Here is a 21,074-nt window from a genome sequence, read left to right on the forward strand (position 1 = left end):
GGAGGACACCATGGTTGCCCTGACCGACGTGACCACGAAGGCCATCGACGAAGCGAGGGCGGCCGAGAACGGTCGCCACGCCGAGATTCTCATCAATGACGGTCTGCTCCGCCAGACGGTCATCGCCCTGACCAAGGGCACCGTGCTGCCCGAGCACAACTCCCCGCCGGCCGCGTCCATCCAGGTGCTCGGCGGTGCGCTGCGCGTGACCGGGGACGAGCCGGTGGTTCTGGAGAACGGGATCATCGGGGCGCTCGCGCACCAGCGGCACTCGGTCGAAGCGCTCGAGGACTCGGTGTTCCTGCTGACCGCAGTGGTCAGCGTGCCCGGCACCGACAGCTACGGCGGCCCCGGCTCACGCACCGGCGAGGTGCCCAAGGTCGAGGCCGAACCGCCCAGCGACGCGGAGCAGGCCGCGCAGCTGCGTGAGACGGACCAGCAGACCGGCGGCGGCCGCATCGACGGCTGATCCTGCCCGCCCGCACGATCGATCCCGCCGACTACTGGCGCGTCAGCGGGTGCCGTTGCCATATAGCGATCGGCACCCGCTATGTCGCCAGTACCCGGCCACGGTCGCCGGCGCCGGCCGTGTCAGGCGGCCACGCGGGAGTCGTCGCGGATCTGGCCGACCAGCTCCTCGAGCATGTCCTCCAGCGTGACGATGCCGATGACCTCGCCGTTCTCGTCGGTCGCCGCCCCCAGGTGCGCCCCGGAATCCTGCATCACGGTCAGAGCCTGGCGCAGCGGCTCGTCGGCTCCGACGAAGGGCAGGGCGCGGATGCGCTCGGCCGGGATCGGGTCCTCGCGGTGCTCGGCCATCGAGTCGAGCAGGTCCTTGATGTGGACGTAGCCGGTCAGGCGCCCGTCGGCGGACTGCACCGGGAACCGGGAGAAGCCCTCCACAGCGGCGGCCTCGGCGGCCGCCGCGGTGACGCCCTCGGGGAGAGTGGAGACCTTCTCCAGGGGGATGACGAGGTTGACGACGCTGCGGGCTTCGAAGGTCAGCGCGCCCAGCAGCAGGGCCTCGTCGTTGTCCTCCAGCAGCCCGCCCTGGCGGGATTCGCTGACCATCGCCGCCACCTCGTTGCGCGTGAACACGCTGGTCACCTCCTCCTTCGGGGTGACGCCGAGGATGCGCAGCACCACGTTGCCGATGCCGTTGAGCAGCCACAGCAGAGGCCGCAGCACGGTGACGATGCCCATCAGCAGCGGAGCGAGGACCAGCGCCATCCGCTCCGGGCCGGCCAGGGCGATGTTCTTGGGCACCATCTCGCCGAAGACGACGTGGAGGTAGGTGACCAGGGACAGCGCGATCACGAAGGCGATCGGGTGGGTCAGTGCGCCGGGCACGCCGACCGCCTCGAAGGGCACCTCGAGCAGGTGGGCAATGGCCGGTTCGCTGATGGCGCCGAGAGCCAGGGAGCACACGGTGATGCCCATCTGGGCCCCGGCCATCATCAGCGAGACCTGCTCCATCGCGGAGATGGTGATCCTCGCAGCCCGATTGCCGTCGAGGGCCTTGGGTTCGATCACGGAGCGCCGGGCCGAGATCAGGGCGAACTCGGCGCCGACGAAGAACGCATTCAGCGCCAGCAGCACGAGGGTGAGGGAGATGCCGAGCCAGGTGCTCATCGGGTCACCTCCTGTGTGCGGTGCCGGGCGACCTTCTCGGGCTCATCGTGCTCCGCGGCTCGGTGTTCCAGGGCGCGGGAATCGACAGCCGGGCCATCCTCGCCCGCGCCGTCGTTCGCCTCGTCGTCCTCGTCCTCGTCCTCGGCAGCCGGTTCGACCTTCACGTGGACTGTCTCGATCCTCAGACCGTCGACCTCGGTGACCTGAATCCGCAGTCGGGCCGGGTCCTCGCCGGGGGCGGGGTCGGTGTCCACGACGATCTCGTCGCCGACCTCCGCGAGCCTGCCCAGCTCCAGGGTGACCAGGCCGCCGAGGGTGTCGTAGTCCTCGTGCTCGGGCACCGTGACCCCGAGGCGCTCGGTGGCCTCGTCGGGCCGCATGCGCGCATCGAGGTCCCAGGAGCCGTCGGGCTCGGGGGTGTCGTCCATCTCCTCGTCGTGCTCGTCGCGCACCTCGCCGACGATCTCCTCGACCAGGTCCTCGAGCGTGATCAGCCCGGCGTAGTCGCCGAACTCATCGACGACCACGGCCATCTGCAGCCCGCCGGAGCGCAGGGTGTCCATGAGGTCGTCCAGCGGGACCGTGTCCGGCACGAACGTCACGTGGCCCATCACCGCGTCGACGCGGGTGGTGGGGCGCTCGTCGAAGGGGACGGCCAGGCCGTGACGGATGTGCGCCACCCCGACCACCTCGTTCTCATCGGTCAGGACCGGGAAGCGGGAGTGGCCCGTGGTGCGCGCCAGCTCCAGCAGGTCCACGACGGTGTCGTCGATGTCCAGGGCGTCCATGCGCCCGCGCGGGACCATCGCGTCGTGGGCGCGGCGGTCGCCGAAGGCGAGCGTGCGCTGGACCAGGCTGGCGGTCTCCTCGGCGAGGGCGCCCTCGTCGGCCGATCGCTTGACCAGCACCGAGAGCTCCTCGGCGCTGCGGGCAGAGCCGAGCTCCTCCTGGGGTTCGACGCCGAGCGCCCGGACCACGGCGTTCGCGTTGCCGTTGAACAGCCGGATGGGCAGCGAGAAGATCGTGGTGAACAGGCGCTGGAAGCCGACCACCAGCTTCGCCGTGCGCAGCGGCTCGGCGATCGCGAGGTTCTTGGGCACCAGCTCGCCGAAGATCATGGTCATGCCCGTGGCCAGGACCAGGGCCAGCGCGACCGAGACCGAGCGGGCCCCGACCTCGCTGAGCCCGGCGCCCACCAGGGGCGGGCCGACCAGCTGGGCGATCGCGGGTTCGGCGAGGAAGCCGATCCCGAGGTTGGTGACGGTGATGCCGAGCTGGGCGCCGGAGAGCTGCGTGGAGAGGGTCTTCATCCCCCGCAGAACGCCGACGGCGCGCTTGTCGCCGGCTTCGGCGGCTGCTTCGACGTCGTTGCGGTTGGCGGTGATCAGGGAGAACTCGGCGGCGACGAAACCGCCGCAGGCGATGACGAGCAGCAGCCCGGCGCCGAGCGAGAGGAGAGGACCGATCAGGTCCATCGGCGGATCCCCCCGCGGAAAGTCTGTGTGCTCAGGCCCGAAGGCCTTCGACTGTCACTAGGGGCGTCGCTGGCGGCGCTCATGATCTCCTGGTGCTCCTCGGTTCCGCCCCGGCTCTCGGAGTGGAATGAGGGAATGCTACAACCCGCACGGGCGCGGCGGGAGGGATGTGGAGAGCGAGGTTCGACGCGGAGGGGCGGACGTCGCGCTCACCGGTCGTCGGCCGCGGACCGCGTGCGCTCGTCGGCCCGCTGCCGGACGAAGCTCGCGATCGCTCGCAATTCCACCTCATCGACCGCGTGACCGAGCTGAGGGCGATGCACCTCGTCGAGCCGGGTGTGGGCGCTCATGAACTCCCGTACCTGGTCCACGCGCTGCGGATCGAACAAGGGGTCCAGGCCGCCGTGGCCCCACAGCGCGGGCGGGCGCACCTCGGCGAGCGCGGCATCCCCCGGCATGGGCGCGGGGAACGGCGCTCCGGAGAGCTGAACGATCCAGTCCAGCGCCCGGGGATCGCGGCGCAGCAGCTGCAGGGCGAGCATTGCGCCCTGGGAGAAACCGATGGCACCGACGACGGGGGCGCTCTGCGCGGAGATCCAGGTCTCGACGGCGGCGGCCGACGTCTGCAGCGATTCCGGGCGCTGAAAGTCGATGCTCGCATCCAGCCAGGCGTAGCCCTGGACGTAGCGGTGGATGCCGCGCAGGGAGGCGTAGGTGAACTGGGGCGCCAGCGACGGGGCGAGACCGGCGAGGTCGTGCTCGTGGCTGCCCAGGCCGTGCAGCAGCAGCACGATCGGGAGGTTCTGCTCGGGCCGCGAGGTGCGCGCCGGCTCAGGAGCGGATGACCACACCACGGCGGAGTCGTCGATGGACTCCGAGATCAGCTCGACCGGAGGGTTCTGCGGCGGGGTGCTCATGCATGCAGGCTAATCACTCGCGCGCTGCGGTCGCGCATGAGGACCGGCTGGAGAGTGGCGTCGGACGGAGAAGGTCCGGAACGGGCGGTACCGGAGCGAGGAGTGCCGAGAGGACGGCACAGGTCTCCGGGCAGGGGCAGACCCGCAGGTTGCGCCTGAGCGCTGGTCGGATGGACGAGGTCCGACCCCTGCGGGTCCGGGCAGCTCGGTGGAATTCGCTGCGGGTCCGTCGATCTGATGTCCCGCCGTGGCGGGTCAGGTCGATGGTCGCCTCAGCGGCGAGCCACCTCACATGTCCGATAAGACTTCATTCTTCGGACCACCTCCTTTCCTGTGTCCACTCAACGTACGACCGCCTCCCTCAGGCACGCAACGGATTATTCGCAGCGCGAAGTCCCTGCGCCGCGGACCGTCCGAGCCGCGAGTTCTCGGAGGCCGAGGCCCGCGCAGTCCGCCACGATCTGCGCAGCTTCGGCACCTCCGTGAGCCCGGGATCCGCGACCTTGTGGGAATGCCGGATGGTTACCAACAGGTTCACGGATGTCGCGCAGGCCCTCGAGGTCTCGCGCCGCGTCGCCTCGCGTCTGCTACGGCATGTCGGTGGTGTGACCGCTGTGCGACCGGGCGCTCGGGGGCGGGAACGATACGCGATCGTCGTGCTCGGGGCCGGGAACGGCGGGCGGGCACGGTACGCCATCGTCGCGCTCGGGGGCGGTCGGTGGCATCGGCGGCTGGAGCGGGTCCTGGGCAGCAGAGACGGGGCGCACCCGGATGGATGCGCCCCGTCTCCGTTCAGGTGTGCTCGCCGATCACGCGAGCGGTGGTGGCCTCAGACCTGCGGGCCGGGCTGCGGCGGAACGCTGGTCCCTGCCGGGCCCGTCCCTGCCGGACCACCCTGGCTGGGTCCACCCTGGCCGGGTCCACCCTGGCCCGGTCCGCCCTGGCCCGGCGCGGAGGAGCCGGCACCGGCGGTGGGCGGGTTCTGCTCGAGCTTCTCGAGCTGACGAGCGGCGGCGTCGCGGCCGCCGAGGCCGAAGGCGAGCACCGCGGCAGCGGCGGCGCCGATCACCAGGGCACCGAAGGCCATCTCGATGATCGAGTCGGCCACGCCCATGGACTGCAGGCCCATGGCGGTGAACAGGATGATGATCGCCCACTTCACGATGGTCGCGGCCGTGCCCGAGAGCAGCTTCGCCACGATCGTGGCGATGAAGAAGCCGGCGGCGATGATCGCGGCCCCGAACAGGACGCTGCCGCCGAGCTCGAGGATCTCGCTGAGCAGGGCGGTGATCTGCGGGAAGCCCAGCACCTGGGCACCCATCACGGCGAAGAACAGCACCACGGCGATCTCGATGATGCGCAGCACCGTCGGGGTCGCGGAGGTTCCGGGCGAGAGGACCTCGTGCTTCTGCAGCCAGCCGTCGATGCCCGATCCTTCGAGGATCGGACGGAACAGGCCGGTCGCGAAGCGGGCGATGAGCACGCCGATTCCCACCAGCGCAGCCGCGGCGATGATGTTCGGGATCGCCGTGAAGACGTCGCTGAGCATCTGCGAGGCCGGATCGGAGATCGAGGCGATCCCGAGGATCTGCAGCGCGGCGATCGACACCACGATCATGATCAGGGCGAACACCACCGAGGCGATGATCTCGGGAACGTTGGCGCCCGAGCTGGCCTGCTGTCCCGGCCGGCCCTGCTGCGGCGGCTGTCCCTGCTGCGGCGGCTGTCCCGGCTGGCCTGCCTGCGCAGCGGCGCCCTGGGGCGCGCCCTGCGCCCGGGCCGCGGAGCCGTCGGCGGAGGTGATGCCACCGGTCGCCTTCTGGAAGCCCGCCTGGGCGGTGCCCAGCAGCTTGCCGAAATCCACGGTGCTCAGTGCCGTCACGATGAGCGCGCGCACGATCTTGGCGATCGTCAGGCCGATGATGAAGACGAAGACCGCGCCGATGATGTTGGGGATGAAGCTGAGGCCCTGCTCCAGCATCGCCGTCACCGGCGAGAGGACCTGGGAGAGCTGGAAGATGCCGAGGATGATGATCAGGCCCAGCAGCCACACGATCATCGAGGCGATCGTGCCCAGGGAATTGCCCAGGCCCTCGCCGTTGACACCGGGCCTCCGCAGGGCGGGGATCCTCTGGGTCAGTTTCGCGACGCCGGCCTTGGCCAGCATGGCCAAGATCGCGGTGACGACCAGGATGACGACGGCGGCAAGGATCTTCAGTCCCAGCCCCGCTCAATCGACGGACGATAAGAAATCCACGGTGTCCTCCGGGAATCGGGAAGCAGTTGTGCACATCGACCGCGACCGGCGAGCGGGTCACCGGTCCCGAATCGATCGAAGAATCCTCACGGGCTCTTCACAGGTAGCATGGGGCATCCTGAGAGGTTCGTCCATCATCGCAGGTCACGACGGTCCCTGCGTGTCGTCCGTCACACCGGGCGTTCAGGCTCCCGGGTCGGTGAACTCCTGATTGAACTCTGTGGTGTCGGGGTCGGCTGCCACCGTGTCGGCGTCGGAGCCGGCCAGCTGACTGGTCTCGTCGGGCCCGTCACCGTCGGTGACCATCTCGTCGCCCTCGCGGTTGCCCTGCTCGGCCGCCGCGTACTCCTCGAGCCCGCGGTCCTGTGTGGCGTCGTAGCGGAAGCCGTCCGTGTTGCGTGAATCTCCGCCCTCGGCGGCGACCCGGTCGGTCTCCAGGGCGTCGTCGATGCTGGGCTCGCCGGGCGCCTCGTCGCCCGCCCGGGCGTATTCGTCCTGGCTCGTCTCGACGGTCTCCTCGAGCTCGAGGTCCTCGTCCGGGTCCACAGCGATGTTCTCGGCCGTCTCCTGCGCCGGGTCCAGGGCAGCGTCCTCCGCCGCGTCCTGGGCGGGGTCGACGGGGGCATCGTCCTCGGCCGGGTCCGCCTCGGGTTCCAGAGCGGGATCCTGGGTCGGCCCCAGCGCCGGGTCCTGCTCGGGGTCGACGGCGGGGTCGGGGTCCGGGGCGGTGGCCGGATCCTGCGTCGGGTCGGGGGTGAAGTCACCGGTCTGGGTCATGGGATGCCTCCTGGGCTGTCAGGGCTGACGGGGCCACGATGCTGGGCGGAGCGAGCCGGCCGACCTCGACGGAGCGAGCCGGCCGGACTCGATGGGGCGACAGGCTACGTCGAGGCCGCCCGGGAGTGCACCCGAGCGGCCTCGGTCAGGCGGGGCGGACGAGCGGACCGCGCGGTCATGCAGACTCGCGGCCTTCGCGGCCCGCGGCTCAGCTGAGCGCGTCGACGATGGCCTTGTTGAACGCGTCCAGGTCATCCGGCGTGCGGGAGGTGATCAGCCGGAAGCCCTTGGACTCATCGACCACGACCTCCTGGTCGCTCCAGTTGCCGCCGGCGTTGACCAGGTCGGTGCGGATGGTCGGGACCGAGGTGACGTCACGGCCCTCGACCAGGCCGGTGTCCACCAGCAGCCAGGGGGCGTGGCAGATCGCGGCGACGGGCTTGCCGTCGGAGGCGAACGAGCGCACCAGGGACTGCGCGGTCTCGTCGGTGCGCACGGTGTCGCCGTTGATCGTGCCGCCGGGCAGCACGATCGCGTCGAAGTCGGAGGCGTTGACGGAGTCCGTGGTGGCGTCGACGGGGACCTCCGGGCCGAATTCCTTGTCGGCCTTCATGGTGGTCACGGCGCCCTGCTTCGGCGCGGCCACGGTCACCTCGGCGCCGGCCTCCCGCAGAGCATCCAGCGGGCGCTGGAGCTCGTCGGCCTCGGTACCGAAGTTGCTGGTCAGGATAAGGACCTTACGGCCGTTCAGGGCAGTGCTCATGGTGCTGTCCTTCCCTCGTGCTTCCCGAAATGTCGCGGCGGCGAGGGCCCGGCAACCGGCTCCCTGCGGAGTGCTGCGGCGCCGGGTCCGCCTCGGGATCGACCGTAGCAAAATGCCCCTCCAGCGCCCCGACCGATCGGACGAGCGTGAGGCGCCGCCACGACGGGATGCCGCAGCGCTCAGCCTCTCCGTGCTCTGAGGTCCCCCGGCCCTGAGGTGGTCTCAGGTACGCCAGCCCTGAACTGCGGCCCCGGAGCCCGCGACCTCAGGTTCCGCAGAAGGTCATGAAATCCGCGCCGCCGTCGCCGGGGCCTTCCAGCTCCTCGAGGCCCGCGCGACGATCAAAGGGCCGACGGACGGCCTCCAGCAGGGTCCGCACCGGGTCGAGGTCACCCAGGTGCGCGGCACGCAGCGCCGAGTCCAGATGCACGTTGCGGGGGATGTAGACGGGGTTGTGCTGTTCCATCGCCGCGCGGGCGGCATCGGCCGCCTCCCCGTTGCCACGCAGCTCCAGCAGGCGCCGGTGCCAGTCCTCGAAGGGCGCCCGGTCCTGGAACAGCTCCGCCGCGCGGCCGTCGGTGAGTGCGCGGAAGAAGCCGGTGTGGTCCACGTGCTGCTGCTCGAGCAGCGTGAACAGGTCCGCACCGAGGGCACGGACCACATCGGGCGGGGCCGCAGCCGGGATGCCGAGCTTGGCAGCGAGGCCGCGGGCGTAGGCGTCGAGGTAGTGGGGCTCGAACCGCTCGAGCACGGCGGTGGCGGCCTCGACCGCGGCGTTCGGGTTCTCCGGATCGATGAGCGGGACCAGGGTCTCGGCGAAGCGAGAGAGGTTCCACAGGGCGATGCCGGGCTGATTGGCGTAGGCGTACCGGCCGCCCCGGTCGATCGAGCTGAACACGGCGCCGCGGCGATGCTCGTCGAGGAAGGCGCAGGGGCCGTAGTCGATGCCCTCGCCGGACAGCGCCATGTTGTCGGTGTTCATCACGCCGTGGACGAAGCCGGTCAGCATCCATTGCGCGACCAGCTCGGCCTGGGCCCCTGCCACGTGCTCGAGGAGGGCGAGCACCGGGTTCTCGGCGTCGCGGGCGGCAGGGTGGTGGCGATCGATGCTGTGCTCGGCGAGCGCCCGGCGCACGTCGAGGTCGTGGTGCCAGGTGGCGAACTCGAACGTGCCCACGCGCAGATGGCTCGCGGCCACGCGCACCAGCATCGCCCCCGGCTCGGGGGTGACGCCCTGGCGGGGCGCGATGGACTCTCCGGTGGTGAGCACGGCGAGCGCGCGCGTCGTGGGAAGGCCCAGGGCGTGGAGGGATTCGCCGACGACGGCCTCGCGGAGCATCGGGCCGAGCGGGGCCTTGCCGTCCCCGGCGCGCGCGAAGGGCGTGGGTCCGGAGCCCTTGAGATGGAGGTCCCGGCGCCTGCCCGAAGCATCGAGGACGTCGCCGAGCAGCACGGCGCGGCCGTCTCCCAGCTGCGGGTTCGGGGAGCCGAACTGATGACCGGCGTAGGCCTGGGCGGTGGTGAAGGGATGCTCGGGAGCCGGCGCACCGGCGGGCAGGGGCCTTCCGGCCTCATCGAGCTGCCCGGTCAGCAGCCCGATCCCCGCCTCGCCGCGCAGCCAGGCCGGGTCATAGCCGAGGTCTGCGGCGAGGTCCTCGTTCACCCAGGCGATCTCCGGTGACGGCGGCGTCTGCGCCTGCCACGGGACCGACAGGGCGGGCACCGCGGCGGCATAGGCCTGGTGCAGCTGCGGGCCGCGGGGCTGCACGGGCTCCGTGCTCTCCATACCATCGCCTCCTCCCGGTCGACGTCCCCGGCCACGCTACCGCTCCCACCCCCGGCCTTGACAGGAGGGTGATCGAGCGGCGAGGCTTGCCGAACCATTCTGAAACCCGGTTTCACAAGCCTCGCCGGGCCCTCGTCGCAGCCCCGCCCTCGCCGGCGTCGGACCGCGGACGGGTCGGATCACCGAAGGGACGCCGCATGGCACATGCCGACCGCGCCGCGCTCGCGGTGCGCCAGGCCAATTCGCGCGAGTGCCTGCTCGCCCTGCGCGAGGCCGCCGCCCCGCTCGCGCTGGCCGAGATCGCCTCCCGCACGGGCCTGTCCCGCCCCACGGTCGCCAGCGTCCTGCAGGAGCTCGAGGGCGCCGGGTCCGTGCAGCCGGCTGCCCCGGCCGAGCCCGGTCAGCCCGGCCGGCCCGCGCGCCGCTATGCCTTCCGGCCGGCCGCCGCGACCGCCGCCGCGGTCGACATCGGCTCGCACTCGGTCCGCTGCCTGCTGGCAGACGCCTCCGGTCAGATCCTCATGGAGCGCACGGTGGCCGCCGAGGACGGCTCGCGCCTGCCGGCCGCGGTCGAGGCGATCCGTTCCACCGGCCACCGCCCCAGCTCGGTCGCGGTCGCCGTCCCCGGCATCCTCGCCGCCGACGGCCGCCTCGCGCAGAGCCTCGCCCTGCCCGACCTCGTCGGCATCGACGTCGCCGACGAGCTCGAACAGCAGCTGGAGTGCCCGGTGGTGGTCGAGAACGACATCAAGCTCGCCGCGTATGCGGAACGGCATCTCGGCCCGCCGGCGGACAGCATCGCCTTCGTCCAGATCGGGCATCGCATCTCGGTGGCGCTGATCGTCGAGGGAGTGATCCTCCAGGGCAGCCATCGGCTGGCCGGTGAACTCGGCATCCAGCGCGGCATGCGCTGGACCGAGAGCTCCCGCCGCGGCCGGCTGACCTGGTCGACCGGTGAGGACGCCCGGCCCCTGTTCGAGCGCGCCGCGGCGGGAGATGCCGCCGCGGAGCAGGAGATCGACGCCTTCTGCGCCGAGATCGCCCCTCGACTGGTGACCGTTCTGCTCTCGATCGACCCCGAGCTGGTCGTCGTCGGCGGCGGCGTCTCCCGTGCCGGAGACACGCTGCTCGACCCCCTCCGCCGCCACATCCACCACCTGCTCATGGCGCCGGAGCGGCCCGACGTGGTCGCCGCGCGCCTGACCACCGACGGCTCCCTGGTCGGAGCGCTCGGGCGGGCCTTCGAGCACGGCTCGACGCGCCTGGTGGGGGTGCCCGACGTGCCGCCCCCGTGGACCCGCTTCCTCGCCCCAGCTCCTGACACAGCTCCCGCCCCTGCCCCTGCCCCTGCCTCTGCCCCTGCCACTGCCCCGACAGAAGGATGACTCCGTGACCTCCGATCTCACCCTCGGCTTCAGCTCCTACAGCTTCCACGCGAAGCTCAGCACCGGGGAGATGACCCTGCCCCAGGTGATCGACTGGGTCGCCGCGAGCGAGGGCGAGCACCTGGAGCTGGCCGCGCTCAGCGACGCCGCAGACTCCCCCATCCCGAGCATCGGGTACGACGGCGCCGCCGTGGATCGGATCCGCACCACCGCGGACGGCGCGGGCGTGACGCTGTCCACCCTGGCGATCGGCGCCGACTTCGTCACCGAGGATCCGGCCGAGCTCGCCACCCGCGTCGCCCGGGTGAAGGCCTACGTCGACCTCGCCGACCGTCTCGGCATCCGCCAGCTGCGCCACGACGTCGCCCCGCACGCCCCGGTTCCGGGCGACGACACGCCCGTCTTCGAGCGGGCTCTCCACTCGATCGTGGCCGCGAGCAAGGAGATCGCGCAGTACGCCGCGGCCAAGGGCATCACCACCAGCCTCGAGAACCACGGCTTCTTCGTGCAGGCCGCCGACCGGGTGCGCCGGATCATCCACGCCGTCGACGAGCCCAACTTCCGCACCACGCTGGATGTGGGCAACTTCGTGTGCGTCGACGAGGCTCCCGAGGTCTCCGTCGCCCAGAACCTGCCCTACGCGATGGTCGTCCACTTCAAGGACTTCTACATCCGCCCGACCGATGCCGATCCCGGCGAGGGCTGGTTCCGCAGCCGCGGCGGCAAGCACCTGCGCGGAGCCGTCGTCGGCAACGGCGACCTCGACCTGCCCGCCATCGCGCGCGCCATCAAGGACTCCGACTACAGCGGCTACGCCTCGATCGAGTTCGAGGGCTGGGAGGACTGCCTGCTCGGCGCCTCGCGCGGGCTCGCCAATGCCCGTCGGCTGCTCGAGAACGCCTGACCTCCTCCCACCCCGCACCACTCATCGGCCCCGGCCAGAAGGACCACCCCACCATGACGAAGTTCCGCATCGGCGTGATCGGCGCCGGCAGCATCGCCCGCTTCCATCTCGACGCGTACGCCGCGAACCCGGACGTCGAACTGATCGCGATCAGCGACGTGAACCTCGAACGCGCTCGCTCCGTCGCCGACCGCTACGGCGCCCCGCGCGCCTACGCCGACCCTCACGAGCTGCTGGCCGACGCCGAGATCGACGGCGTGAGCATCTGCACCTGGAACAACTCCCACGCCACCTGGGCCATCGCCGCGATCGAAGCCGGCAAGCACGTGCTGGTGGAGAAGCCCATCGCCCGCACCCTCGCCGAGGCACTGGAGATCCAGAAGGCCGTCGAGGCCTCCGACCGCGTGGTGCAGGTGGGCTTCGTGCGTCGCCACTCCCCCAACTGCCAGGTGCTGAAGTCCTTCATCGACGCCGGCGAACTGGGCGAGATCTACTACGCCAAGGCCAGCTGCATCCGCCGCATGGGCAACCCGGGCGGCTGGTTCGCGGACAAGGAGATCGCCGGCGGCGGCCCGCTGCTGGACATCGGCATCCACGTGCTGGACCTGTGCTGGTACCTCATGGGCAGCCCCAAGGCGGTCTCCGTCAGCGGCAACACCTACGACCACCTGGGCAACCGGGCCAACATCACCACGATGCCGCGCTACCAGGTCTCCGACTACGACCCGACGAAGAACAGCGTCGAGGACATGGCCAACGCCGTGATCCGCTTCGAGAACGGCTCCTCGCTGCTGCTGGACTGCTCCTACTCGCTGCACGCCACCAAAGACTCCCTGGACGTGTCCGTCTACGGCGACAAGGGCGGCGCCGATCTGGAGCCGGATCTGCACATCGCCACCGAGATGCACGACTCGGTGGTCAACATCGCCCCGCAGATCTCCTCGGGCACGTTCGAGATGGGCCCGGGCTTCGCCCACGAGATCGCGAACTTCGTCGATGCCGGCCTGGGCCGCGCCGAGAGCGTCGCCCCCGCGTGGCACGGCGTGGAGATCGTGCGGATCCTGGAGGCGATCTACGAGTCCGCGCAGTCCGGCCGGGAGGTCTCGCTGGTCTGAGCCGGATCCTGTGAGCGGACCTGCTCCCGGCCGTTGACAATGTGACCTGCGACACGGAACCTGAGGTGGTGCGGCTCGTCCCCGACGTGACGGAGCGTCGGGAGGCCGCCCACCGGCAAGGAGGCCGTTCATGTCCACCAATCGCGCTGTCGCCTACCAGGGTCCCGGCAAGGTCGAGGTCATCGACACCGAGTACCCCACCTTCGAGCTGAAGGACGGGCCCGGGGTCAACCCCGACAACGTCGGCCGCCAGCTCCCCCACGCGGCGATCCTCAAGGTCGTCACCACCAATATCTGCGGCTCCGATCAGCACATGGTCCGCGGCCGGACCACCGCCCCCGAAGGCCTGGTGCTGGGCCACGAGATCACCGGTGAGGTCGTCGAGACCGGGCCCGGCGTGGAGTTCATCCAGAAGGGCGACCTGGTCTCGGTCCCCTTCAACATCTCCTGCGGGCGCTGCGTGATGTGCAAGACCCAGCGCACCGAGATCTGCCTGAACGTCAATCCCGACCGGCCCGGCAGCGCCTACGGGTATGTCGACATGGGCGGCTGGGTCGGCGGCCAGGCGGAGTACGCACTGGTTCCCTATGCCGACTGGAACCTGCTGAGGTTCCCCGACAAGGACCAGGCGATGGAGAAGATCCTCGACCTGACGATGCTCTCGGACATCTTCCCCACCGGATACCACGGTGCCGTCACCGCCGGCGTCGGCCCGGGTTCGAGCGTGTACATCGCCGGCGCGGGCCCCGTCGGCACCGCAGCGGCCGTCGGTGCCCAGCTGCTCGGGGCGGCGGTCGTGATCGTCGCCGACATGAATGCGGAGCGACTGGCCAATGCCGCCTCGTTCGGCTGCGAGACCATCGACGTCTCCTCCGAGGATCCGCGCGAGGGGATCGCCCGCATCCTCGGCCGGGAGGAGGTCGATGCGGGCGTGGACGCCGTGGGATTCGAGGCCCGCGGCCACGGCAAGGACGCCGGCGAGGCCCCGGCGACCGTGCTGAACACACTGATGAACGTGACTCGTGCCGGTGGCAGGCTCGGCATCCCGGGTCTGTATGTCACGGGCGACCCCGGCGGCGTGGACGAGGCGGCCCAGGAGGGCTCGCTCTCGCTGCGGCTCGGGCTCGGCTGGGCCAAGGCGCTGTCCTTCACCACCGGCCAGTGCCCGGTGATGAAGTACCACCGTCAGCTCATGGAGGCGATCCTGCACGAGAAGGTGACGATCGCCGACGCCGTCAAGGCCACCGCGATCTCACTGGACGACGCCCCCAAGGGGTACGCCGACTTCGACGCGGGCGCGGCCCGGAAGTACGTCATCGATCCGCACGGGGTCACCGGGAAGGTCGAGTCGATCTGAGGAGTCGTGGGGAAGAACGTCGAGCTGACGTGGGCGGATCGGACTGAAGCGTCGAAAGAGGTTCACCCGCAGTCCACTCGGCGGGGCGACCACGCTCGCTAGCCTCTCGCCATGCCCTCCCCCGAGTCGTACGACGCCCCGCTGCCCTCGTCCCCCGCGTCCTCGTCGGCCCCGTCGTCGAGCGGCCGGTCCTCGCTGGCTCCGTCCTCGCTGCCTCGGTCCTCACGCGCCCGCTCCTCGGCCGTCACGGCGAGGCCGCTCGGCCGCCGCACGGTGCTCGGCGCCGCCGCGGTGTCCGCCGGCGCGGCCGGCCTGGCCTCCGCGGGCCTGACCACGGTCCGAGCCGACGCGGCGGGCCCCGCGCTGCCCGCGACCGGGGCGGGGGCGGAGGGACCGGCCGACGGGGAGTCGCAGGTGTTCGCCGCCTTCCTCACCGACGTGCACATCGACTCGATCCCCCAGCAGCAGGAGGAGCACCTGCGCCTCGTGCTCGAGGACATCCGTGCCTCCGGCGCCCCGCTGCTGCTGCACGGGGGCGACCTCACCGAGTTCGGATCGAGCGGCGAGTACGAGACCTACCAGGACCTCCTGGGCCCTGACGCCGCCGAGATCACGCAGCACGTCGCGGGCAACCACGAGCTGCGCTGGGACCCGTCGGCCGGTCAGGAGTACCGCCGGCGGTTCCACGAGGGCTCACGCTCCTTCGATCATCTCGGCGTGCACGTGATCATGCTCGAGGCGGGCGCGCCCCTGCAGGAGGAGGCCCACGTCGATCCCGCCGCCCTGGCGTGGCTGCGCGAGGACCTGCAGGCCGCCGGCACGATGCCCAGCATCCTGGTGATGCACTGGCCGCCGGGGGCCGACGACCACTACGTGCGGGCCGGCGATCAGCTGCTCTCGGTGCTCGCCGAGCACCCGGTGCGCCTGGTCCTGGCCGGGCACGTCCACCGCGAGGCCACGGTCACCGACAACGGGACGGTGCTGATCACCGGCCGTGCCATCAAGAACGAGCCCGTCCACTACCTGCTCACGCTGCGCGGCGGTCCCGAGCCGGAGGCGCGCGAGATGCTCGTCGAGGCGATCACCCAGCCGGCTCCCGGGGCGGAGGGGGATCGCACCGTGGAGGAGATCGCGTCCATCCCGCTCCACCTCGGCACCGCCCGTGAGTCCGACGCCTTCCTGCAGGACGTCTCGGTGCATGTCTCCGGCGACACCGCACAGGTCACCGCGCGCCTCGGAGCCCCGCACTCGCTCACCGCGGCGCGAGCACAGCTGCGCGACCAGTCCGTGTACGGCTCGGTCGCCGAAGGCACCTGGAGCGAGCTCGAGCTGCGCGGCCGGCGCGTGCGCGGCGAACTCGACCTCTCGCAGACCCTGCCGGGCCGCTGCACGATGCGGGTGCGCGGTGTGGACGAGGCCGGTGGGCTGTGGGAGGCCTCCGCACCCTTCTCCGTGGAGGGCGGGTCGGTCACCGAGGTGGACGCCCTGGAGCTGGACGGTGCCGTCAGCGGCGCGATCCTGCCGGTGGGCGAGGACTCTGCGCTGGTCGCGACCGGCTCCGGCACCGTCGCTCGTCTGTCTCTGGACCGCTCGCGCCTGAGCACTGACTGGTCTGTCGGCGTCGGCGGGGTCCACCGCGGCATGGCGCTGTCGGCCGACGGGTCCGTCCTGCACGTGCCCAGCGCGGACCATCACCTGTACGCGCTCTCGGTCACCGACGGCACGGAGCTCTGGCGCGCCGACCTGGGCCTCCCCGTGGTCTCCACCCCGCTGGCCACCGCGGTCGACGGCGCTGCGGCGGTGTTCGTCAGCGCCGGTGACCGGCTCGCCCGCCTGGCGGCGGACGGGAGCACGGTGTGGTCGACCGCGATCCCTCAGCAGTCCAGCGGCCGCCCCGCACTGGTCGGTGACCGCCTCGTGCTCGGCGCTGGCGACGGCACTGCCCGCTGCTACAGCGCCCGGACCGGCGCGGAGATCTGGAGCGCGGAGCTGACCACCCGCACCACCCCGTATCAGCGCCTCCTCTACGGCCCGTGGAACTGCACGGTGCTGGCCGTGGACGAGAGCACCGTCGTGCTCGGGACCGTGACCGACCTGTTCGCGCTCGACGCGGCCACGGGCGAGCAGCGGTGGCGCACGGCCGCCGGTGCCATGTACTCGGCCCCGCAGCTGCTGGAGGACGGACGCATCCTCGCCGTCCAGGAACGCAAGGAACCGTTGTTGATCGACGCGGCCGACGGAGCGGCGACGCCGCTGGATCGGGCGCTGCAGATCTCGCTGGACGCCGATCCGATCCCGGGCCCGTCGGCGGGCACGTGGCTGCAGGTCAGCTTCAGCGCCGTGCTCTCGCTCCTGGACACCGCGGCCGGTACGGTGACGCCGCTGCGCCAGGTGGGCCCCGACCGGGTCCTGGCCGCCCCCGCACTGCTGGAGGGCCATGGAGTCGTGCTGGTCGGGGACCAGGCAGGCGTCGTGCGGGCGCTCGATGTCCTCGACGTCTCGGCCGTGTGAGCGGCGCGCCCTGAGGCGCCGCCGAGCGCGTAGGGTCACCGTATGAGCGAACGCAGCACCTATCTCCTCGTGGACGGCGAGAACATCGATGCGACCCTCGGTGTCTCCGTCCTGGGGCGTCGCCCCCAGCCCGAGGAGCGGCCGCGGTGGAACAAGCTGCTCCACCACGCCGAGGTCACCTGGGACCAGCCCGCCAAGGGCCTGTTCTTCCTCGCCGTCGGCGACAGCCTGCCCTCGGGGTTCGTCCAGGCGCTGATCGCGCTGGGATACAAGGCGGTTCCGCTGCGCGGGGACGGCAAGGTCGTCGACATCGCGATCCAGCGCACCGCCGAGGCGCTCCAGGACCGTCCGGCCGACGTCATGCTGGTCAGCCACGACAACGACTTCACCCCGCAGATGGAGAACCTGGCCGCGACGCCGGATCGCCGCACGGCGATCATCGGTTTCGGCGAGTTCATGGCCACCGGCCTGCGGGAGATCCCCGGCATCGAGTTCCACGACCTCGAGTACGACGTCGGCGCGTTCACCAGCCGCCTGCCCCGCGTGCGGATCATCGACATCGACGAGTTCGATCCGCTCGAGTTCATCTGAGCCCGGGCCCGGTACCACCGGGTGCTCTCAGCCGGCTCCGTCCAGTCGAGCGAACTGGTCCGTGGACAGGGGCAGGCCGACGCCCTCCAGCGCCGCCTCGAGCTGTTCCAGCCGACTGCCGCCCAGGATCGGCCGGATGCCGCGGTGGACGAGCCAGGCCAGCACGACCTGCCCACGGCTGGCTCCTGCGTCGGCGGCCACCTCGTCCAGCGCGGCGAGGCGCCGTGCGCTGCCGAGATGCTCGTAGGCCTCCGGGATCGGTTTCGCCGGATTGTCGTATGCCCCGCCGAGCAGCGTGGTGTACCCCCAGACCTCCATCCGGTGCTCGGCGGCGATGTCCATCTGCTCCTCCCCGAGCACACCGAAGGGGTGGATGTTCCCCTCCGGCAGGAGACCCGGGCGGGGTCGGAGATAGCTCGCGTGCAGCTGCAGCGCGTCGACAGGTTTCATGCCCTGGGCGAGCGCTCGCGCCCGGGCACGCTCGACCCGCCAGGCGGGGTGGTTGGAGGCGCCGACGCGACGGACCGACCCGTCGGCCATCAGCTCGCCGAGCGCGTCGACGCTCTCCTCGAGGGGGACGGAGCGGTCCTCCTGGTGCAGCCACAGCAGGTCGACGTGGTCGACCCCGAGACGCTCGAGGCTGCCGGCGAACGCGTCATGGATCGCGCGTCGGCTCAGCCCGGCACGGTGCCGCGGCCAGGAGCCTGCCCACAGCGGTTCGGCGCCGACCTTGGTCGACAAGCGCACGCGTTCGCGCACGCCGGGCCGCGCGGCCAGCCAGCGGCCGAGAACGTGCTCGCTCGCGCCGCCGCGTCCGTCCGGCGAGTCCCAGAAGGCGTAGCAGTCCGCCGTGTCGATCCATTCGCCGCCCTGCTCGACGAACCGGTCCAGCAGGGCGAAGGATTCCTCGTCGCCCACTCGGGTGCCGAAGGCCATGGCTCCGAGCACCAGCGGGGAGACGGGGCGAGCGGAGGGGGTGGGGTGCGTGTGATCGGTTGCAGGGTTCATGGCAGGACCACACACCCTGGAGCGCGCTCCGGGTCAAGGGCTACTGTGTGCGGCATGAGGACGTACTCCACGGCGGAGGCCGCCGAGCGCAGCGGGTTCTCGATCGACACACTGCGCTATTACGAGCGCGAGGGCATCCTCCCTCCCGTCGCGCGCACCCCGGCAGGGCATCGCGCCTATGACGACGGGGATCTCGCCACGCTGGATTTCCTGCACTGCCTGCGCGACTCCGGGATGCCGATCGAGAGGCTGCGCCGTTACGGGGAGCTGTGCCGCGATCCCGCCACCTTTCCCGAGCGGATCGCGCTGCTGCGTGAGCACCAGGCATCGCTCGCGGAGCAGGCCCTGCAGCTTGAGCGGTGGCGCACCCGTCTCGAGGAGAAGCTGCAGTGGTACGAGGAGCAGCCGCAGAGCCACGTCAGCAGCGACGCCGGGAACGACTGACGAGTACGGACCTCAGACGGGCACGCTCACTCCTGCCAGCTGCTCGAGCTGCTCCCAGATCGCATCGGCGAGCTGCGGATCGGGGGCAGCGGTGTGAGCCGCCGGGGTCCCCAGCACCGGGAGGCCGCGAAAGCTCCCCGCAGGCCCGTAGTACTGCCCGCCCGCCGCCTCCGGGTCGGCCAGCGCGCGCACTCCCGACCAGGCCGCCGTGTCCTTCCCCTGTGCCCAGGGGGTGAGCGGGTTGCGCTGGTAGCTCACCGAGGAGTCCCGGATCCCCGCGCGCTCTGGTGTCTTGGCATCGACGCCCACCCCGGGCTTGGTGACGATCGAGGCCACGGGCAGCTCCGCGGCCCGAAGTCGCCGGTCCAGCTCGAAGGCGAACACCTCGGTGAGTGTCTTGGCCTTGGTGTAGGCCGCGATGCCCAGCCGCGGCGCGGTGCGCGGTGCCGAGACATCCATGGGGAACCTCGTGACGAAACCGGTCGAGGCGTGCACGATGCGCGGGAAGCGATCGGCCGAGGCCCCCTGCCGCACCAGCGCAGGCAGCAGACCCGCGACCAGGGCGAGGTTCGCGACCGTGTGCGCGCCGGTCATCAGCGGCAGCCCGTCCTGCGTCGTGGCGCCGGCGGAGAGCTGCATCGGCCCTCCGTTGAGGAAGATCCCGTCCAGGCGCGGCAGCGACGCGAGCTGCTCGGCCCCCTCGGCCACGGATGCCAGGGACGTGAGATCGACGGCGATGGGGTGCGTCACCGCGTGCGGAGCCCGGGCGCGGATCGCCGCCGCGGCCACGTCGAGCTTGGCGCGCGACCGGGAGGCTAATACGACCTCGGCGCCCGCCGCCGCGAGCTGCTCGGCGGCGAAGTAGCCGATGCCGCCGGTCGCCCCGGTGATGGCGTAGGTGCGACCGCTGAGGTCCGGAAGGTGTGTGGGGTACCAGGACATGGGAGCTCCTCGATTCGGATAGTTGATCCGCTTCAGCGTACCCCACAAACGGATGGGCTATCCGCATCGCGTAGGATGCCTGCATGCCTGCACTGCGATCGGATGCCGCGAGGTCACGCGCCAAGATTCTGGAAGCCGCCCGCGGCTGCCCCCTCGACGATCTGCGCCTGAACGAGGTCGCGCGAGCCGCGGGAGTCGGGGTGGGGACGGTCTACCGGCACTTCCCCACCGTCACGGCACTCATCGAGGCGCTCTCGTTCGATGCCCTGGAGCAGACCGTGGACCTGGCCCGTACAGCAGCCGAGGAGCCCGACGCGGGCCGGGGATTCGTACGGTTCCTCCGCGGCGCGGTGCGGACACAGCTCGAGCACGAGGGGCTCCAGCAGATGTGGTTCGCGGACGACGTCTCCACGGAGGCGCGAGCACTGCGCGCGGAGCTCTTCGACCGTGCCGGCGCGCTGCTCGACGCCGCCGTCGCCGCCGGTGCGGTGCGCCCCGACCTCTCGATCGGCCAGGTCCAGCGGCTGGTCTGCGGCGTGGAGCATGCCGTCCGACTCGGGAACGGCCAGGACCAGGATCTCCTGCTCGACATCATGCTCTCCGGGCTGGCACCCCCACGGGACGATCGCCCCGCGCCGTGAGCACCCTGAGACCCACGAGATTCGCCAGATCCGTGGGAGCCGTGAGGGCCGCGAGATCCGTGAGACCCGTGAGGCCCGCGCGCTCCATGAGGTCCGTGAGGCCCGCGAGATCCGCGAGATCCGCGAGATCCGTGAGCCTGTTGGAATCGCGCGCGCTAAGCAACAGGGTCGCGGATCCAGCGATCGGGTCGGGACCCTATGCGGGTGGGGACCGTCCGCCGGTGGGGGCGTCTGCGGATGGGGCCCGTCCACGTGTGGGGGCAGTACATGTGGGGCCGCCCGCGGATGGCCCGCGGGTGCGGCTGCCCCCGGACGCGAAAATCCCCGGCCCACCTGGGTGAACCGGGGAAATTCCTGCGGTGCGCGAGGGGGGACTTGAACCCCCACGCTCTTCCGAGCACACGGACCTGAACCGTGCGCGTCTACCAATTCCGCCACTCGCGCGTGCCTTCGGCACCGGGGATCACTCACCGAGACCGAAGATTGCTCTAGGTTACCCCTCGGGTGCCGCCCCGCTCAAAACGACACGGCGCACAGTAACGAACGCCACGCCGCCGGATCGGACGAGG

18 protein-coding genes and 1 tRNA gene are annotated in these 21,074 nt (G+C 71.2%); 9 read left to right on the forward strand and 10 right to left on the reverse strand.

Annotated elements, in window-relative coordinates:
• The first annotated feature begins 10 nt into the window (after positions 1-10).
• Positions 11-469, forward strand: a complete 459-nt coding sequence (locus tag ACFQRJ_RS05330; protein ID WP_377017832.1) for a hypothetical protein — start codon at positions 11-13, stop codon at positions 467-469.
• A 122-nt stretch (positions 470-591) separates the two neighbouring features.
• Here the strand turns inward: ACFQRJ_RS05330 and ACFQRJ_RS05335 are convergent, their stop codons facing one another.
• The 7 genes from ACFQRJ_RS05335 to ACFQRJ_RS05365 all read right to left on the reverse strand — a co-directional run bounded on the left by ACFQRJ_RS05335 (position 592) and on the right by ACFQRJ_RS05365 (position 9,607).
• The gene (locus tag ACFQRJ_RS05335) at positions 592-1,632 is read right to left on the reverse strand and encodes a hemolysin family protein (protein ID WP_377017834.1); all 1,041 of its coding nucleotides are present in this window, start codon (positions 1,630-1,632) and stop codon (positions 592-594) included.
• Positions 1,629-3,107 carry a hemolysin family protein gene (locus ACFQRJ_RS05340; RefSeq protein ID WP_377017836.1) on the reverse strand — a complete coding sequence of 493 codons (1,479 nt, stop codon included), beginning with the start codon at positions 3,105-3,107 and terminating at the stop codon, positions 1,629-1,631. Before ACFQRJ_RS05340 ends, ACFQRJ_RS05335 begins: the two co-directional genes overlap by 4 nt.
• A gap of 209 nt (positions 3,108-3,316) precedes the next feature.
• Entirely contained in the window at positions 3,317-4,024 is a 708-nt protein-coding gene (locus ACFQRJ_RS05345) for an alpha/beta hydrolase (RefSeq protein WP_377017838.1), read from the reverse strand.
• An 829-nt stretch (positions 4,025-4,853) separates the two neighbouring features.
• Positions 4,854-6,248 (reverse strand): mechanosensitive ion channel, encoded by a 1,395-nt coding sequence (locus tag ACFQRJ_RS05350; protein WP_377018129.1) that lies wholly within the window; start codon positions 6,246-6,248, stop codon positions 4,854-4,856.
• Positions 6,249-6,464: 216 nt separating this feature from the next.
• The gene (locus ACFQRJ_RS05355; protein ID WP_377017840.1) at positions 6,465-7,058 is read right to left on the reverse strand and encodes a hypothetical protein; all 594 of its coding nucleotides are present in this window, start codon (positions 7,056-7,058) and stop codon (positions 6,465-6,467) included.
• A 208-nt stretch (positions 7,059-7,266) separates the two neighbouring features.
• Positions 7,267-7,821 carry a type 1 glutamine amidotransferase domain-containing protein gene (locus tag ACFQRJ_RS05360; protein ID WP_377017842.1) on the reverse strand — a complete coding sequence of 185 codons (555 nt, stop codon included), beginning with the start codon at positions 7,819-7,821 and terminating at the stop codon, positions 7,267-7,269.
• 265 nt (positions 7,822-8,086) lie between these two features.
• Positions 8,087-9,607, reverse strand: a complete 1,521-nt coding sequence (locus ACFQRJ_RS05365; RefSeq protein ID WP_377017844.1) for a YdiU family protein — start codon at positions 9,605-9,607, stop codon at positions 8,087-8,089.
• A gap of 197 nt (positions 9,608-9,804) precedes the next feature.
• Between ACFQRJ_RS05365 and ACFQRJ_RS05370 the strand changes: the two genes are divergently transcribed.
• The 6 genes from ACFQRJ_RS05370 (at position 9,805) to ACFQRJ_RS05395 (ending at position 17,470) form a co-directional block, all read left to right on the forward strand.
• The gene (locus ACFQRJ_RS05370) at positions 9,805-10,992 is read left to right on the forward strand and encodes an ROK family protein (RefSeq protein WP_377017846.1); all 1,188 of its coding nucleotides are present in this window, start codon (positions 9,805-9,807) and stop codon (positions 10,990-10,992) included.
• A gap of 4 nt (positions 10,993-10,996) precedes the next feature.
• Entirely contained in the window at positions 10,997-11,896 is a 900-nt protein-coding gene (locus tag ACFQRJ_RS05375) for a sugar phosphate isomerase/epimerase family protein (RefSeq protein ID WP_377017849.1), read from the forward strand.
• 53 nt (positions 11,897-11,949) lie between these two features.
• The gene (locus ACFQRJ_RS05380; protein ID WP_377017851.1) at positions 11,950-13,011 is read left to right on the forward strand and encodes a Gfo/Idh/MocA family protein; all 1,062 of its coding nucleotides are present in this window, start codon (positions 11,950-11,952) and stop codon (positions 13,009-13,011) included.
• A 130-nt stretch (positions 13,012-13,141) separates the two neighbouring features.
• On the forward strand, positions 13,142-14,368 hold the full coding sequence (fdhA, locus tag ACFQRJ_RS05385) for a formaldehyde dehydrogenase, glutathione-independent (protein WP_377017853.1): 1,227 nt from the start codon (positions 13,142-13,144) through the stop codon (positions 14,366-14,368).
• A gap of 111 nt (positions 14,369-14,479) precedes the next feature.
• On the forward strand, positions 14,480-16,879 hold the full coding sequence (locus tag ACFQRJ_RS05390) for a PQQ-binding-like beta-propeller repeat protein (RefSeq protein WP_377017855.1): 2,400 nt from the start codon (positions 14,480-14,482) through the stop codon (positions 16,877-16,879).
• Between the two features lie 42 nt (positions 16,880-16,921).
• The gene (locus ACFQRJ_RS05395) at positions 16,922-17,470 is read left to right on the forward strand and encodes an NYN domain-containing protein (RefSeq protein WP_377017857.1); all 549 of its coding nucleotides are present in this window, start codon (positions 16,922-16,924) and stop codon (positions 17,468-17,470) included.
• 27 nt (positions 17,471-17,497) lie between these two features.
• Here the strand turns inward: ACFQRJ_RS05395 and ACFQRJ_RS05400 are convergent, their stop codons facing one another.
• Complete coding sequence (locus ACFQRJ_RS05400; protein ID WP_377017859.1) at positions 17,498-18,478, reverse strand: aldo/keto reductase; 981 nt, start codon at positions 18,476-18,478, stop codon at positions 17,498-17,500.
• A 54-nt stretch (positions 18,479-18,532) separates the two neighbouring features.
• Between ACFQRJ_RS05400 and ACFQRJ_RS05405 the strand changes: the two genes are divergently transcribed.
• On the forward strand, positions 18,533-18,922 hold the full coding sequence (locus tag ACFQRJ_RS05405; protein WP_377017861.1) for a MerR family transcriptional regulator: 390 nt from the start codon (positions 18,533-18,535) through the stop codon (positions 18,920-18,922).
• A gap of 12 nt (positions 18,923-18,934) precedes the next feature.
• Here ACFQRJ_RS05405 and ACFQRJ_RS05410 read toward each other — a convergent pair whose 3' ends face one another.
• Positions 18,935-19,864 (reverse strand): SDR family NAD(P)-dependent oxidoreductase, encoded by a 930-nt coding sequence (locus ACFQRJ_RS05410; RefSeq protein ID WP_377017863.1) that lies wholly within the window; start codon positions 19,862-19,864, stop codon positions 18,935-18,937.
• Positions 19,865-19,947: 83 nt separating this feature from the next.
• Between ACFQRJ_RS05410 and ACFQRJ_RS05415 the strand changes: the two genes are divergently transcribed.
• Complete coding sequence (locus ACFQRJ_RS05415; RefSeq protein WP_377017865.1) at positions 19,948-20,505, forward strand: TetR/AcrR family transcriptional regulator; 558 nt, start codon at positions 19,948-19,950, stop codon at positions 20,503-20,505.
• 360 nt (positions 20,506-20,865) lie between these two features.
• Here the strand turns inward: ACFQRJ_RS05415 and ACFQRJ_RS05420 are convergent.
• Positions 20,866-20,949: transfer RNA gene (locus ACFQRJ_RS05420), tRNA-Leu, on the reverse strand.
• Positions 20,950-21,074: the final 125 nt, after the last annotated feature.

This window comes from Brachybacterium sp. GCM10030252, assembly GCF_042666535.1.
Lineage (GTDB): Bacteria > Actinomycetota > Actinomycetes > Actinomycetales > Dermabacteraceae > Brachybacterium.

Coding starts and splice junctions, on each gene's coding strand:
- ACFQRJ_RS05390 (WP_377017855.1), top strand. CDS start 14,480: ATGCCCTCCCCCGAGTCGTACGACGCCCCGCTGCCCTCGTCCCCCGCG.
- ACFQRJ_RS05365 (WP_377017844.1), bottom strand. CDS start 9,607: ATGGAGAGCACGGAGCCCGTGCAGCCCCGCGGCCCGCAGCTGCACCAG.
- ACFQRJ_RS05355 (WP_377017840.1), bottom strand. CDS start 7,058: ATGACCCAGACCGGTGACTTCACCCCCGACCCGACGCAGGATCCGGCC.
- ACFQRJ_RS05335 (WP_377017834.1), bottom strand. CDS start 1,632: ATGAGCACCTGGCTCGGCATCTCCCTCACCCTCGTGCTGCTGGCGCTG.
- ACFQRJ_RS05345 (WP_377017838.1), bottom strand. CDS start 4,024: ATGAGCACCCCGCCGCAGAACCCTCCGGTCGAGCTGATCTCGGAGTCC.
- ACFQRJ_RS05415 (WP_377017865.1), top strand. CDS start 19,948: ATGCCTGCACTGCGATCGGATGCCGCGAGGTCACGCGCCAAGATTCTG.
- ACFQRJ_RS05330 (WP_377017832.1), top strand. CDS start 11: ATGGTTGCCCTGACCGACGTGACCACGAAGGCCATCGACGAAGCGAGG.
- ACFQRJ_RS05410 (WP_377017863.1), bottom strand. CDS start 19,864: ATGTCCTGGTACCCCACACACCTTCCGGACCTCAGCGGTCGCACCTAC.
- fdhA (WP_377017853.1), top strand. CDS start 13,142: ATGTCCACCAATCGCGCTGTCGCCTACCAGGGTCCCGGCAAGGTCGAG.
- ACFQRJ_RS05395 (WP_377017857.1), top strand. CDS start 16,922: ATGAGCGAACGCAGCACCTATCTCCTCGTGGACGGCGAGAACATCGAT.
- ACFQRJ_RS05405 (WP_377017861.1), top strand. CDS start 18,533: ATGAGGACGTACTCCACGGCGGAGGCCGCCGAGCGCAGCGGGTTCTCG.
- ACFQRJ_RS05380 (WP_377017851.1), top strand. CDS start 11,950: ATGACGAAGTTCCGCATCGGCGTGATCGGCGCCGGCAGCATCGCCCGC.
- ACFQRJ_RS05360 (WP_377017842.1), bottom strand. CDS start 7,821: ATGAGCACTGCCCTGAACGGCCGTAAGGTCCTTATCCTGACCAGCAAC.
- ACFQRJ_RS05340 (WP_377017836.1), bottom strand. CDS start 3,107: ATGGACCTGATCGGTCCTCTCCTCTCGCTCGGCGCCGGGCTGCTGCTC.
- ACFQRJ_RS05400 (WP_377017859.1), bottom strand. CDS start 18,478: ATGAACCCTGCAACCGATCACACGCACCCCACCCCCTCCGCTCGCCCC.
- ACFQRJ_RS05370 (WP_377017846.1), top strand. CDS start 9,805: ATGGCACATGCCGACCGCGCCGCGCTCGCGGTGCGCCAGGCCAATTCG.